This is a genomic window from Phyllobacterium sp. GQ127, from assembly GCF_059758635.1.
Genome location: NZ_JCAXDZ010000003.1, coordinates 246,173 through 259,123 on the forward strand (window position 1 = coordinate 246,173; position 12,951 = coordinate 259,123).

Below are 12,951 nucleotides of genomic sequence, written 5' to 3' on the forward strand. Positions count from 1 at the left end.
TATTTCCGGTTTTATCAGTTTGTAGCCTGGACCTTACCGATGCCGAAAAACAGGGTTTCCCCCGATGAGTCATCGACACCATCATTGTCAGTAACGGCATAACCATTGCCATCAACATCAATAGCGAACCCTTCAAGCTTTTCCGAAATGTAGCCATTGGCGCTCTTGAGATCGTCAATGAAATCATGTGCCAGCACCTTTTCAACGACGGGTAGCTTTTCGCCGATCTTGGCAGGTTTCAAACCCTCTAGCGCCACACGATATAACCGTTTGTTGGCAGCCTTATCACCAATCTGGTTATCGCGTTCAACGATATAAAGCTGACCGTCATGAGCGGTAATTTCGGAAAGACCGACCCAACCTGCTCCGCTTTTATCGAGCGGATAGGAAACAGCAGTCCAGGATTTATCCTTGATGTTGTAGTTCAGCAGTTTGACGAAACCTTTTTCGTCATCCTTCCACTCGCGCTGGATCGCCATCCACAATGTGGCGTCATCACCTTCCCCAACACGCGTAATCCCTTCCAGGCCGAAACGAACCTGGTTTGGCAGAAGTTCTTCGGGAAGTGCGATTTCCTTTTTGATCTCGCCTTTCCCGTTTACGTTGAGAATTGCATGGGGCACGAGCTTGGCCTGGTCACCTTCATTGGCGAGCCAGAAACCGCCATCGCCATCCGTGGTGATGCCTTCAAGATCAAGTTTCTGTGCCGGTTGCCCACCGCGTTTGACGACCAGTGCTTTGGTGATTTTTGCCGGGCTTTGGTTCGCATCAATCGTGAAGATCGAAGGCGCCGCGGAGTAGAAGGAATCCGATACGGCATAGAGCTTGCCCGCTTCCTTTAGATCAGCAACCAATCCCGATAGAGCGCCCCAGCCAAGCGGCGTTCCATCATCCTTCATCGTCGAAACGATCTGCGGATAATTCGGCTTCTGATCCTTGAGTTCATAAATCATAACATGCGAGCGTACGCCGCCATCTTTAATCAAATCAGCCTCATTGGCTGTTACCAGCAGATTGCGTGATGGGATTGCCAATACACCTTCGGGGGCGATGCCTGATGGCAGCAATTGAACAAATTCCGGCTCAGCGCCCGTGTCCTTGTAGACACCGACAATCGAAGCACGCTCACTGGCAACAAACAGGTAGTTTGTATCGCCGAATTTGCCGACCTCAGCCCCTTCAAGCTCTACGCCCTTCTTGTTGCGCTTATCGGGATAGTGACCAGCTTCAGCAATCTTATGCTCAAGCGATGCGCCGGATTCGTAGGCAACTTTCCCGTCTTTGGTGAATATTGTAAAGCTGCGCGATCCGCCTTTGTAATCGCCTTCATTGGCAACAATCACGCGGTTATTGTCGAGCCATTTGATCGTGTCAGGCTCTCTCAGAACACCTTTTGCACTGCCATCAAACTTGAGAGCGCCATCTTTTTCCACGTCGATTTTATCCAGATCGACAGTGCCGGCAGAGAAATGATTTGTAATTTTTCCGCTCGCCGCATCGATAATTGCGATATGGTTGTTTTCCTGCAGTGTTACCGCAATCTGGTTTTCCCGGTTGATGGAGACAAACTCAGGTTCGGCATCTTCCGGTGCGATTTCGGAAAGTCCGGTAAGTTCAACGGTTTTCGCTGTTGCGCAATCCGGAGCACCATCCTTCAGCGAAATTATTTTGAGATTACCGCTTGGAAGCTGGGGTATTTCTCCATCATTCAACTCTTCATCACGTTCATTTTCGATTGCTATGGCAGCAAAAGTCTTGTCGGGAGAGATAGCGACAGAATCGGGCTGTCCACCGAGATCACATGTAGCAATCACCTTGCGGGAGGCCAGCTCGACCACATCGAGGCGGCCTGAAGGATTGGCCTTGTCCTTGGAAGTATTGACCGCGGCAAGGACGTTTGCACCGACGGCTGCTACCGATGTGGGTTCGCCATCCAGCTTAAGTTGTCCCAGCGGCTGCGGCTTGCCTGCTTCAGTGATATCAATAAAACCGATCGCACCATTTGGGCTGTCCGAATAAACCAATGTCTTGCCATCTTCTGATGCTGTGATGATCTCGGAAGAAGTCACCTGCGAGAGATCGGAATCCTTTGGCAGGTTGGAAATCACGGGAAAGCTTGCAATGCGGTTGAACACTGGTTCTGCCATTGCAGGTATTGCTGTGGATGCAGCCAGAATGGTCCAAAGACCGATGGTGAGAAAACGATGCGACATTGGAACAATCTCCGATTGAATTGAAGAGACTGATCGCGTGCGTCTGTTGCAGTGTCATGACATTTACATGACAGTTTGATGAAACACTTGCCCGAGGGAATGTGCGGTTATTTGGAACATGGCACGAATCCCCAAAGCGATTCTTGCTCATCGATTAAAATACCGCTATATAACGGCTCGAAATCCCGGAAATTGTGGTTGAACCCACGTCCCGCCCCTCCGGAGCGGACGAACAAGAGGACTATATCTATGGCCACCCAGCTTCTAATGCCAAAGGCAACGGCCGTCTGGCTTGTCGATAATACGGCCCTGTCTTTCGATCAGATCGCTGCTTTCTGCACGCTCCATCCGCTTGAAGTTAAGGCTATCGCGGACGGTGAATCGGCCCAAGGCATCAAGGGCCTTGATCCATTGATCACCGGACAGCTATCCCGCGAAGAAATTGCCAAGGGCGAAAAAGACCCGAACCATAAGCTCAAGATTTCGGACCCCAAGGTTCGCGTTCCCGAGACCAAGCGCAAGGGCCCTCGCTATACGCCGTTGTCCAAGCGTCAGGATCGTCCGAATGCTATTCTCTGGCTCGTTCGCAATCATCCAGAGCTCAAAGATGCGCAGATTTCGCGCCTGATCGGTACGACCAAATCGACAATCGAACAGATCCGCAACCGCACCCATTGGAACTCCAACAATCTGCAACCAATGGACCCGGTTACACTGGGCCTCTCGTCGCAGATTGATCTGGATATTGAGGTCGAACGTTCTTCGCGCGGGCGTCCAGTACAACCGGGCGAAGGTGGCGATACACTTCTGCCAGCTTCCGCGACTGAAAATCTCGACATTCAGCCAACGGTTCGTGAAGAAGACCAGGAGCTTGACGCAGACAAAGTTTTCGCCAAGCTTTCGTCTTTAAAAGGCCGTCAGGACGACGAAGACGAGGAATAATCGTCTCCGCACCATTCGACTGACTATGTAGCAAAAGCCTCGTCCGTGACGAGGCTTTTTACGTCAAGGAGTGAGCAATGCTTCCAGGTTTTGAAACTGAACGTTTGCTGTTGCGACCTCGGACCATGGATCATTTCGAAGATTGCATTGCCATGGATCGCGATCCCGCTGTGACAAAGTTCATCCCCGGTCCATGGACCGATGACACCAGTCACAGACAGTTTCTGACGGATCGGATAACAACCGATTTCGGTATCGGCCTTGGCTACTGGTCAATCTTCGAGAAAACCCGTTCGGATCAATTTCTTGGCTGGGTGCTGTTGATTCCCCATAATGCTATCGGGCCCGATATGGAAATCGGCTGGCGTCTCAACCGTCTGGCTTGGGGCAAAGGAATCGCAACGGAAGCAGCCAAGCCTGTTCTTGAACATGGTTTCAAGGCGACCACCGTGGATCGAATTATCGCCGCTATTGATCCTCGCAACAGCGCATCAGTCCGAGTCGCCGAAAAGCTTGGAATGGAGCTGATGGGCGAAACTGAGGAGGACGGCTATCATTTCGTAACCTACGCAATACTGCGCGCAACTTTCCAGACCGCCATTGATCAACTGCCAGTTAAAAGGCTTTATGAAGCACGGGCTTCGGTATTGGGTGTTTCGCTAAGTTCCACCCTGCGGTAGAAATCGGCAAGCGTCCTGCCGCGCTCCTGACGGAAGATGCGATCAGCCTTCTCAACCTTGGTGATGCGATCGATCCGGAAGGTCCGAAAGTCATTACGCAGCTCGCACCAGCTGATCAATGTCCAGACTTTTCCCCAAAACCACAGACCGAGTGGCCTGATATCCCGCGTACTGTCCTTGCCCTCAAGGTCGGTATAGGTGATCGAAAGCACGCGGCATTGTTCGGCAGCATTTTCTGCCAGATCAATCAAAGCGCGTGCGCTATCACTAATATTGGTGCCCGATGCGTGAATATGTGTGTTGGTGATACGCGGGCGATCCTCCTTTGGCAGGACGGCTCCGATCTTTATAATCGCCTCTTCGGCCGCGCGCGCCATGGAAGCACCGCCCCAGGCAGTTATCAGCCGCGCGCCAGCAACAAGCGCTACCACCTCATCCCGGGTGAACATCAAGGGTGGGAGGTCAAAACCTTCCCGTAAAATATAGCCAACGCCCGCTTCGCCATCAATGGGAACGCCCGTAGACTGCAAATCGGCAATGTCGCGATAGATCGTACGTTCTGACACTTCAAGCTTTTCGGCAAGTTGCCTTGCCGTTACAAGTCGCCCGCCACGCAGCTTCTGCACAATCTGGAAAAGTCGGTCTGCTCTACGCATCGCTCAAGCCTTCTCACTTCGGGAAGTAAATTCTCTTGCAATCATTTCACGCATCTCGGCGATTTGGGGCGCTTGTTCGGGAAAGAGCGCTTCGAGGAAGGCAATGGCAAAGGTTCCGGGCGCAGTTCCCGCCGCACTTACAACATGCCCATCGCGTACTGCATAGGGCACATCCTGATAATGCTCAGACCCGGCATAAGTATCCAGACGCGATTCGATCCAACCGGCTCCATTGCTGGTATGCTTGCGGCCTGAAAACAGGCCCGCACGCGCCAGTGCAAGAGTACCGGCACATATGCCACCGACAATTCCACCGCGCGCCAGAACATCCTTCAATAAGGGTGTTATGTCAGGAGCATCCGCGTCCGACCATGTGTCGGATCCAATGACGGCAACCGCATCAAGATCAAGATTGTCTGATGGATCGACACCGCGATCCGGGAGCATGCGAAAGCCGCCAATTGATTTTAGCGGACCCGGAGAAGGTGAAAGGCAGACGGCTCGGCCACCAAACCACTCATTGACCGAGCCGGAAAGCATGCCAAATTCCCAATCGGCAAAGCCTTCAACGAAAACAAATCCAACTGTTCGTTTCTTTTCCATTGAAGCCCTCCTCCATGGCAGTCAAATTCAACATCCCAGCTCTAAGGGGCTGGATTTGCGAGCTTTTAAGCTCTCATAGTGTTTTGGCCAATCCAACTGCCATGGCGTAAGCTCATCACTGGTGGCAGGCACGGCAGTGTCGTCTTCGCCTAGGGAATTGCGTTTTGCCAATCGTTCAGCATAGGCATCCGGCCAGCCAATGTCTTTCAAGAGATGCTCGGGAAGCGAGTTAAGATGCCGTTCCGTACGCAGCTCCTGCCGGTGAATTGCAAACTCGGAAAACCAATGCTTCACACTCTGTACGATATCAAAATCGAGGTAAGCCATATCCCTGTCTCCTTCTGACTACGGGAACATAATGGCATACCCCTCCTGACAACCTTCTGTCAGTAGGATGTCAACAGCCTAAAAAATCATCCATTGACCGGCACTGTATAATTCAATGGTAATCGACCACCATCGGCATAGATCGTTTGCCCCGTTATGTAGCTCGCATCATCTGAAGCCAGGAACGCCGCCACAGCAGCTATTTCGGAGGGCTCTCCCACCCGGCCCAGCGGTGTACGGGACAATATCCGCTGTTTTGCGGCCATATCCGAATTGACCGTATCCAGCATCTGGGTTTTGATCGAGCCTGGACCGATTGCGTTCACGCGAATCCCATAGGGTGCGAGCGAAAGAGCCATGACTTTGGTCAATTGACTGACGCCACCCTTCGAAACCGAATAGGCAATTTGCTCCGGCAAACCGACGACTGCATTGATTGACGACATATTGACTATGGAGCCTGCATTACCTCCGTCTTTTATCTTTTTGACCATATACCGCGCTACAGCCTGACCACAAAGAAACGATCCTTTTAGATTAACCCGCAGAACCCGATCAAAATCATCCTCGTTCAGGTCGAGAAAATCTGCCGTGTGTACAATACCAGCATTATTGACCAGTATATCCACATCACCGAATGCCTCGATTGTTCCAGCCACGAGATTGTGCACATCCAGCCTGCTGCTGACATCTGTTGAGGAAAAGCGGACTTTACCCAAAGGGGACAGCTCTTTTACCGCCGCGGCTCCCTGAGCGTCATTGATGTCAGCAAGCATAACACTGGCCCCATCTTGAAGAAAGCGCCTTGCAATGGCCAGCCCGATACCCTGAGCGCCACCCGTTACAATTGCGATTTTGCCATCCAATGCCATTGCCAGTCTCCAATTTGACAACAGAGCTTAACCTTGGATGGCAGATGGTCAACCAGTAACCAGACCAATTCCTCGTGCATTGAGCACCAACTGGATTTCCTCAAGAATCGCTGGATCGTCAATCGTTGCGGGCATATTCCACGGCTCCTGATCGGCAATCTTCTGCATGGTGCCCCGCAATATTTTACCGGAGCGCGTCTTGGGCAGACGTTTTGCCGTTATGGCCATTTTAAACGCAGCAACCGGGCCAATCTTCTCCCGCATCAAAGCAACGCAATCTTGCTCAATATCGGCTTCACTCCTTGTAACGCCGGATTTCAGCACAATGAACCCGCAAGGAACCTGACCTTTCACACTGTCGGCAATGCCGATAACAGCGCATTCGGCAACATCCGGATGGCTGGAAAGAACCTCTTCCATCGCCCCGGTCGACAGGCGATGACCGGCAACATTGATGATGTCGTCGGTGCGGCTCATAATATAGATATAGCCGTCCTCGTCCATGATGCCTGCATCTGCTGTCTTGTAATATCCCGGAAACTCGCTGATGTACGCCTCGCGAAACCTCTGGTCCGCATTCCACAATGTCGGCAGGAATGCCGGCGGCAAGGGCAGTTTGACCACGATATTGCCAAGCTCGCCGCGCTTGACTGGATGACCTGCATCGTCAAGAACCTGCACGTCATAACCGGGCATTGGGACCGTCGGCGAGCCATATTTTACCGGCAACATTCCAAGCCCCGCCGGGTTGGCTGCCATGGGCCAGCCGCTTTCGGTCTGCCACCAATGATCTATGACCGGAACGCCTAGTTTTTGTTCGGCCCATTTGATCGTATCCGTATCGGCGCGCTCTCCCGCCAGGAAAAGATACTTCAACGAAGAAATATCATATCTGCCGATAAGCTCGCCCTTGGGGTCTTCTTTCTTGATCGCCCGAAATGCGGTCGGCGCGGTAAATAGTACCTTGACCTTGTGGTCAGCGATTACGCGCCAGAATGTACCAGCATCGGGCGTTCCAACCGGCTTGCCTTCATAAAGAATGCTCGTCGCCCCAACGAAAAGTGGCGCATAAGCGATATAGGAGTGGCCGACGGCCCAGCCTATGTCCGAAGCCGCCCAGAACACATCTCCCGGGTAGGTGTCATAGATTGCGCCCATCGACCACGCCAAGGCGACCAGATGGCCGCCATTGTCGCGAACAACGCCTTTTGGCTGTCCCGTCGTACCTGATGTATAAAGAATATAAAGCGGATCAGTCGATTTAAGAGGCTCACAGGGAACCTTACGCCCCGCAGAGGCGGCAACTGCTTGGGCATAGTCAATATCCCGCCCCGAAACCAGTTCATGCGGCTGTTGCGGGCGCACAAGGATCAGACAAGTAGCCACTTTGTGCTGGGCCTGTTCGATAGCCTTGTCGAGCATCGGTTTGTAAGCAACCACCCTGCCCGGTTCCAGCCCGCAGGACGTAGCGATAATCATAACCGGCTTGGCGTCGTCTATCCTTGTTGCAAGCTCGTTAGCGGCAAATCCTCCGAAGACAACCGAATGAACTGCACCAATGCGCGCGCATGCGAGCATTGCAACAACGGCTTCAGGCACCATCGCCATATAGATAATAACGCGATCCCCCTTCCCCACCCCTTTATCGACCAGCACCGACGCCAATGCCTCGATTTCGACCTGTAAATCACTATAACTTATCTTGCGAACCGTTCCTGTTATGGCGCTATCATGGATCAGCGCGTCCTGATCGCCACGCCCTGCGAGAACATGCCTGTCTACGGCGTTGTAACAGGTGTTGCATTCAGCTCCCGCGTACCAACGGCCATAAGGGCCACTGTCTGGATCAAAAACCGTATCCCACGGCTTGATCCAATCGATGGCTACTGCTGATTTGGCCCAGAATGCCAAGGGATCGGCCTGCCAATCCTGATAGACCTGCGCATATAGTGATGTCATGAAATTCCTCCCGTAAGAAGCATCCTAAATCCGGAAGGCGGAGTCAAAGGGCGAATTGACAATTCTCCGCGCTTGGCACACTGCTCAATTCAATCAACAGGATATTGCAGACAGATCATCCATGACCAAAATCCTGTCCTTTGTTTTCATAGTCATTATGGCGCTGCATCTATTCAAGCCGCTCGGCTTGCCCGGATTGAAAAAGCGCAAGGATTTCTGGAAAATCGCCGTCGGAGCAGTGCTGGCTATTTTGGTCGTTGGCGTCTCAAGACACGTAGGATAATGCGTTTAGCCGCCAGCGGGGGAAGCGGCATCCTTCTCATCGACCTGGGGGCGATTGAGGATGTAGGGGACGAGATGTTTTGCCCAAGCATCATAGCCCAATGCCGAAGCGTGAAAGCCGTCCGTGGAAAAACCTTCGGCAGATTCCACTGGTAGGCGAAGCGCTGGAATAGCCATTCGCTCGCGGCACAATCTTTCGCCGAGCTTGTTGATTGCGACAGCGCGTCCTTCCAGAATACGCCCGAGCAATGGAGGCATAGCCGGAACATCGCGAAAATCGATCACCTGTGACCATACCACGTGGGCCTCAGGCCATTTCGCTCTCAGTGCATAAAGAAGCCCGCCAAACTCACGCTTGAAGCGTGGCAGCGAGTGAAAATTCTTTGTGTCATTCGTGCCGGTTGAAAGAACGATATGCGTCCACATTCCGCGTTCCAGATTTGGCACAACATGATCGCGCAATTGTCCCGATGTTGCTGAATTGAACCCTGCAGCACGCCAGATGACCTTACGGCCTGTCCGGCCCTGCAGATAGACCGCCAACCGTACACAAAGCCCCTGCCATGCATCAGTGACACCCACCCCTGCGGCAGACGAGTCCCCCAGAACAAGCAGCCGGATAGCCGGATCTTTGCCCGCAATTTCCCCCACGGGCAGGCCAACAGGCGGAATCATTCGCTCTGTCTTCAATCGTACATTTATCCCCTGCCATGCATAGACAGGATAAAGAAACCAACTCAGCAAAGGATGGAATGGCGCAGGTTTCATTCGTCTTTGGTTGTCCCATAAAAAAGCCCGGGCTGATTCCCCGGGCTCCATGAGATACGCTTTTGGATAAAAAATGCTTAAGAGACCCTTAAGCAGCCTTTTCCAGGTCTTTCTTCCAGCCGCCAGTGGCAGCAAGACCATTCATTTTTGCACGATGTGCAAAGGCGCGCTGACCTGCTGCAACATTTTCTGACTTCCCGTTCCAGGCGCTCAACGCTGCTGCCTGCAAGGCACGACCATAGGAGAAAGTCAGCTTCCAAGGCATGGTGAAATTAGCGTTCATCGCCGATAGATGCGCTGTTGCTTCTTCTTCCGTCTGACCGCCGGACAGGAATGCAATGCCTGGTACAGCGGATGGAACAGTCGACTTCAACAGGCGCACAGTCAGCTCAGCAACCTGCTCGACGGAAGCCTTCTGGGCCTTCTGTCCTGCAACGACCATGTTCGGCTTGAGGATCATGCCTTCCAGAACAACGCGTGCATCATAAAGCTCGTCGAATACGGTCTTCAGAACCCATTCGCTGACTTCATAGCAGCGTTCGATCGAGTGATTGCCCGGTGTGCCGTCCATAAGCACTTCCGGCTCAACGATTGGTACAATTCCAGCTTCCTGACAAAGCGCGGCATAGCGTGCCAGAGCTTGGGCATTCTGCTTCACGGCACCCCATGTTGGCAGACCGTCGGAAATCGAGATAGCGGCCCGCCACTTGGAGAAGCGTGCGCCAAGCTTGTAATATTCCGCTAGGCGCTCGCGAAGACCATCCAGACCTTCTGTGATGGTTTCGCCGGGAAACCCAGCAAGCGGCTTGGCGCCTGCGTCAACCTTGATGCCTGGAATGCAGCCTGCATCCTGCATGATCTTGACCAGTGATGTTCCGTCCTTGGCATTCTGGCGAATGGTTTCATCGTAAAGGATGACACCGGAAATGTAGTTCTTCATCGCCTCATCGGAGCGGAACAGCATTTCACGATAGTCGCGGCGGCTATCGGCGGTGGATTCCAGCCCGATACTATCGAACCGCTTTTTGATTGTTCCTGAACTTTCATCGGCGGCAAGGAGGCCCTTGCCATTGGCAACCATTGCAACCGCTATATCTTCCAGACGTTCGCTCATAGACTGATGTACTCCTTTTTCCCTTATCCGCCCCATAACAGAAGCCTATGACAAACGAAACGGTGCACCAAGTAACTGAAACGATTGAAATTTTTTCAACCGATTTAACCGGATAACATTTTCTTATAATTGGTAATCAAGCCCGATTTCCGGGCTTGATCAGGGAGCAAAACTTACTTCTTCAGCACATCGACGCCGGGCAATGGCTTGCCTTCCATCCATTCAAGGAAAGCGCCTCCGGCAGTTGAAACATAGCTGAAATCATCGGCGACTCCGGCATGATTGAGCGCCGACACGGTATCTCCGCCGCCAGCAACCGAAACCAGATGTCCGGCCTTGGTACGCTGCGCAACGTGACGGGCTGCGGCCACCGTTGCCTTGTCGAATGGCGTCAGCTCAAAGGCACCAAGCGGGCCGTTCCAGACGAGGGTGGATGCATCATCAATTGCCGCCTTTACGCGCTCAATGGATTGCGGACCCACATCAAGGATCATGCCATCATCGGGGATCGCATCGAGCCCATAGGCGTGGAATGGGGCATTGGCCTCAAAATGCCAAGCCACAATGGCATCCACCGGAAGAATGATTGTGCAGTTAGCTGCTTTCGCTTTTGCCATGATCTCGCGCGCGGTTCCGGCCAAATCGTGTTCGCACAGCGATTTGCCGACCTTGACGCCCTGCGCCGCCAGAAATGTATTTGCCATGCCGCCGCCAATGACCAGTGCATCGACTTTTTCTACCAGATTGCCGAGCAGATCCAGCTTGGACGAAACCTTTGCGCCGCCGACAATGGCCACGACAGGGCGTTTCGGTGCGCCGAGACCCTTTTCCAGCGCTTTAAGCTCTGCTTCCATCGTTCGTCCGGCATAGGCTGGCAGAACACGAGCCAGACCTTCTGTCGAAGCATGCGCACGGTGCGCAGCGGAAAAAGCGTCATTGACGTAGATGTCACCATTGACTGCCAGCGCCTTGATATATTCCGGGTCGTTCTTTTCTTCGCCTTTATGAAAACGCGTATTTTCCAAAAGCAGCACATCGCCATTTTTCAGCTTGCCGACAGCTTCAGCAGCCTTTTCACCGATACTATCGGCAGCAAAATGCACACTGTGGCCAATTATCTTTGCGGCGGCATGGGCGATCGGCTCCAGCGAAAACTGTGGGTCCGGGCCATCCTTCGGACGACCGAAATGGGCAAGCAAAATGACCTTTGCGCCCTTTTTCGATAGTTCCTGGATAGTTGGAGCTACGCGTTCTATCCGTGTCGCATCTGTCACGACGCCATCGCTCACCGGAACATTCAGGTCAACGCGTACGAGAACACGCTTTCCGGCAACATCAGCATCATCAAGCGTTTTGAAATTTGTCATGAAACTCACCTCATCTGCACACAGCCGCTTGGGAAAGCCCGTATAGCCGACTGTATAACCATCAAAAACAAAAATGGCGGGTGTGTCGACCCGCCATTTGAAATCAAATCACTTCAAAGCCGGTCAGATCAACTTGCCGAAAGCAACGGCTGTGTCGCTCATGCGGCTAGAGAAGCCCCACTCATTATCATACCAGGAAAGGACACGAACAAATGTGCCGTCCATAACCTTGGTCTGGTCAATGTGGAATATCGATGAATGCGAATCGTGATTGAAGTCAATTGACACGTTCGGGGCATCGGTAAAGCCCAGAATGCCCTTCAGCTTGCCATTGGCCGCCGACTTGATCGCATCATTGATTTCCGCAACGCTAGTGGATCTCTTGGCAACGAATTTGAAGTCGACCACAGACACATTCGGCGTTGGAACGCGAATGGAGCTGCCATCGAGCTTGCCATTGAGTTCAGGCAATACCAGACCGACAGCCTTGGCAGCACCGGTCGAAGTAGGGATCATGGACAGGGCAGCTGCGCGTCCACGATAGAGATCCTTGTGCATTGTATCCAGCGTTGGCTGATCGCCCGTATAGCTATGGATCGTGGTCATGAACCCGTGATCAATACCAACGGCTTCATTCAGTACATAAGCAACCGGCGCAAGGCAATTTGTCGTGCAGGAAGCGTTGGAAATGACCATATGGTCTTTGGTCAACTTGTGATCGTTTACGCCAAAAACGACAGTCAGATCGGCGCCATCGGAAGGAGCCGAAACAATAACGCGCTTTGCGCCAGCTTCAAGATGCGCTGCAGCCTTGTCGCGGGCCGTAAAAATGCCTGTGCATTCCAGCGCAATATCGACATTCAACTCTTTCCACGGCAATTCGGCTGGATTGCGAACAGCGGTGACTTTGATCGGGCCACGGCCCACGTCAATTGTGTCGCCAGCCACTGTTACCGTACCGGGAAAGCGTCCATGAACGCTGTCGTAACGCATAAGGTGAGCATTGGTCTCGACAGGACCCAGGTCGTTGATGGCAACAACCTCGATGTCGGTACGGCCTGATTCTACGATAGCGCGAAGAACGTTGCGGCCAATGCGGCCAAATCCGTTAATTGCAACGCGAACTGTCATGTTTTTTCTCCTGAGGGGTATGGAGCCCTTGAATGGA

The 12,951-nt window shown here is 52.8% G+C and carries 13 protein-coding genes; 3 read left to right on the forward strand and 10 right to left on the reverse strand.

Annotation, left to right across the window (positions count from 1 at the left end; all coding sequences use genetic code 11):
• Nucleotides 1–14: 14 nt before the first annotated feature.
• A complete protein-coding gene (locus tag AC6CHM_RS13215; protein WP_115054131.1) occupies nt 15–2,213 on the reverse strand; it encodes an esterase-like activity of phytase family protein in 2,199 nt (732 codons plus the stop codon).
• Between the two features lie 249 nt (nt 2,214–2,462).
• On the opposite strand from AC6CHM_RS13215, the gene AC6CHM_RS13220 reads away from it, so the two are divergent.
• Nucleotides 2,463–3,155 carry a DUF1013 domain-containing protein gene (locus tag AC6CHM_RS13220; RefSeq protein ID WP_115054130.1) on the forward strand — a complete coding sequence of 231 codons (693 nt, stop codon included), beginning with the start codon at nt 2,463–2,465 and terminating at the stop codon, nt 3,153–3,155.
• Nucleotides 3,156–3,232: 77 nt separating this feature from the next.
• Nucleotides 3,233–3,835, forward strand: coding sequence for a GNAT family N-acetyltransferase (locus AC6CHM_RS13225; RefSeq protein WP_498173475.1), 603 nt, complete (start codon nt 3,233–3,235; stop codon nt 3,833–3,835).
• On the opposite strand, the gene AC6CHM_RS13230 is transcribed toward AC6CHM_RS13225, so the two are convergent.
• The 5 genes from AC6CHM_RS13230 to AC6CHM_RS13250 form a co-directional block, all read right to left on the reverse strand.
• Complete coding sequence (locus tag AC6CHM_RS13230) at nt 3,781–4,491, reverse strand: helix-turn-helix transcriptional regulator (RefSeq protein ID WP_115054128.1); 711 nt, start codon at nt 4,489–4,491, stop codon at nt 3,781–3,783. The two genes, AC6CHM_RS13225 and AC6CHM_RS13230, sit on opposite strands and share 55 nt — an antisense overlap.
• A 3-nt stretch (nt 4,492–4,494) precedes the next feature.
• Complete coding sequence (locus tag AC6CHM_RS13235) at nt 4,495–5,094, reverse strand: DJ-1/PfpI family protein (protein WP_115054127.1); 600 nt, start codon at nt 5,092–5,094, stop codon at nt 4,495–4,497.
• A gap of 27 nt (nt 5,095–5,121) precedes the next feature.
• Entirely contained in the window at nt 5,122–5,421 is a 300-nt protein-coding gene (locus tag AC6CHM_RS13240; protein ID WP_162802576.1) for a DUF1127 domain-containing protein, read from the reverse strand.
• 86 nt (nt 5,422–5,507) lie between these two features.
• The gene (locus AC6CHM_RS13245; protein WP_115054126.1) at nt 5,508–6,293 is read right to left on the reverse strand and encodes an SDR family NAD(P)-dependent oxidoreductase; all 786 of its coding nucleotides are present in this window, start codon (nt 6,291–6,293) and stop codon (nt 5,508–5,510) included.
• 48 nt (nt 6,294–6,341) lie between these two features.
• Entirely contained in the window at nt 6,342–8,252 is a 1,911-nt protein-coding gene (locus AC6CHM_RS13250) for a propionyl-CoA synthetase (RefSeq protein ID WP_498173477.1), read from the reverse strand.
• A gap of 121 nt (nt 8,253–8,373) precedes the next feature.
• On the opposite strand from AC6CHM_RS13250, the gene AC6CHM_RS13255 reads away from it, so the two are divergent.
• Entirely contained in the window at nt 8,374–8,535 is a 162-nt protein-coding gene (locus AC6CHM_RS13255) for a hypothetical protein (protein WP_307280899.1), read from the forward strand.
• A 5-nt stretch (nt 8,536–8,540) separates the two neighbouring features.
• On the opposite strand, the gene AC6CHM_RS13260 is transcribed toward AC6CHM_RS13255, so the two are convergent.
• The 4 genes from AC6CHM_RS13260 to gap all read right to left on the reverse strand — a co-directional run bounded on the left by AC6CHM_RS13260 (nt 8,541) and on the right by gap (nt 12,914).
• On the reverse strand, nt 8,541–9,302 hold the full coding sequence (locus AC6CHM_RS13260; RefSeq protein WP_307280902.1) for an SGNH/GDSL hydrolase family protein: 762 nt from the start codon (nt 9,300–9,302) through the stop codon (nt 8,541–8,543).
• 88 nt (nt 9,303–9,390) lie between these two features.
• Complete coding sequence (locus AC6CHM_RS13265) at nt 9,391–10,416, reverse strand: class I fructose-bisphosphate aldolase (RefSeq protein WP_307280904.1); 1,026 nt, start codon at nt 10,414–10,416, stop codon at nt 9,391–9,393.
• A 173-nt stretch (nt 10,417–10,589) separates the two neighbouring features.
• On the reverse strand, nt 10,590–11,783 hold the full coding sequence (locus tag AC6CHM_RS13270; protein ID WP_498173479.1) for a phosphoglycerate kinase: 1,194 nt from the start codon (nt 11,781–11,783) through the stop codon (nt 10,590–10,592).
• Between the two features lie 123 nt (nt 11,784–11,906).
• Complete coding sequence (gap, locus tag AC6CHM_RS13275; RefSeq protein WP_115054120.1) at nt 11,907–12,914, reverse strand: type I glyceraldehyde-3-phosphate dehydrogenase; 1,008 nt, start codon at nt 12,912–12,914, stop codon at nt 11,907–11,909.
• Nucleotides 12,915–12,951 lie beyond the last annotated feature (37 nt).

Coding starts and splice junctions, on each gene's coding strand:
- AC6CHM_RS13235 (WP_115054127.1), bottom strand. CDS start 5,094: ATGGAAAAGAAACGAACAGTTGGATTTGTTTTCGTTGAAGGCTTTGCC.
- AC6CHM_RS13220 (WP_115054130.1), top strand. CDS start 2,463: ATGGCCACCCAGCTTCTAATGCCAAAGGCAACGGCCGTCTGGCTTGTC.
- AC6CHM_RS13260 (WP_307280902.1), bottom strand. CDS start 9,302: ATGAAACCTGCGCCATTCCATCCTTTGCTGAGTTGGTTTCTTTATCCT.
- AC6CHM_RS13255 (WP_307280899.1), top strand. CDS start 8,374: ATGACCAAAATCCTGTCCTTTGTTTTCATAGTCATTATGGCGCTGCAT.
- gap (WP_115054120.1), bottom strand. CDS start 12,914: ATGACAGTTCGCGTTGCAATTAACGGATTTGGCCGCATTGGCCGCAAC.
- AC6CHM_RS13225 (WP_498173475.1), top strand. CDS start 3,233: ATGCTTCCAGGTTTTGAAACTGAACGTTTGCTGTTGCGACCTCGGACC.
- AC6CHM_RS13265 (WP_307280904.1), bottom strand. CDS start 10,416: ATGAGCGAACGTCTGGAAGATATAGCGGTTGCAATGGTTGCCAATGGC.
- AC6CHM_RS13240 (WP_162802576.1), bottom strand. CDS start 5,421: ATGGCTTACCTCGATTTTGATATCGTACAGAGTGTGAAGCATTGGTTT.
- AC6CHM_RS13230 (WP_115054128.1), bottom strand. CDS start 4,491: ATGCGTAGAGCAGACCGACTTTTCCAGATTGTGCAGAAGCTGCGTGGC.
- AC6CHM_RS13215 (WP_115054131.1), bottom strand. CDS start 2,213: ATGTCGCATCGTTTTCTCACCATCGGTCTTTGGACCATTCTGGCTGCA.
- AC6CHM_RS13270 (WP_498173479.1), bottom strand. CDS start 11,783: ATGACAAATTTCAAAACGCTTGATGATGCTGATGTTGCCGGAAAGCGT.
- AC6CHM_RS13245 (WP_115054126.1), bottom strand. CDS start 6,293: ATGGCATTGGATGGCAAAATCGCAATTGTAACGGGTGGCGCTCAGGGT.
- AC6CHM_RS13250 (WP_498173477.1), bottom strand. CDS start 8,252: ATGACATCACTATATGCGCAGGTCTATCAGGATTGGCAGGCCGATCCC.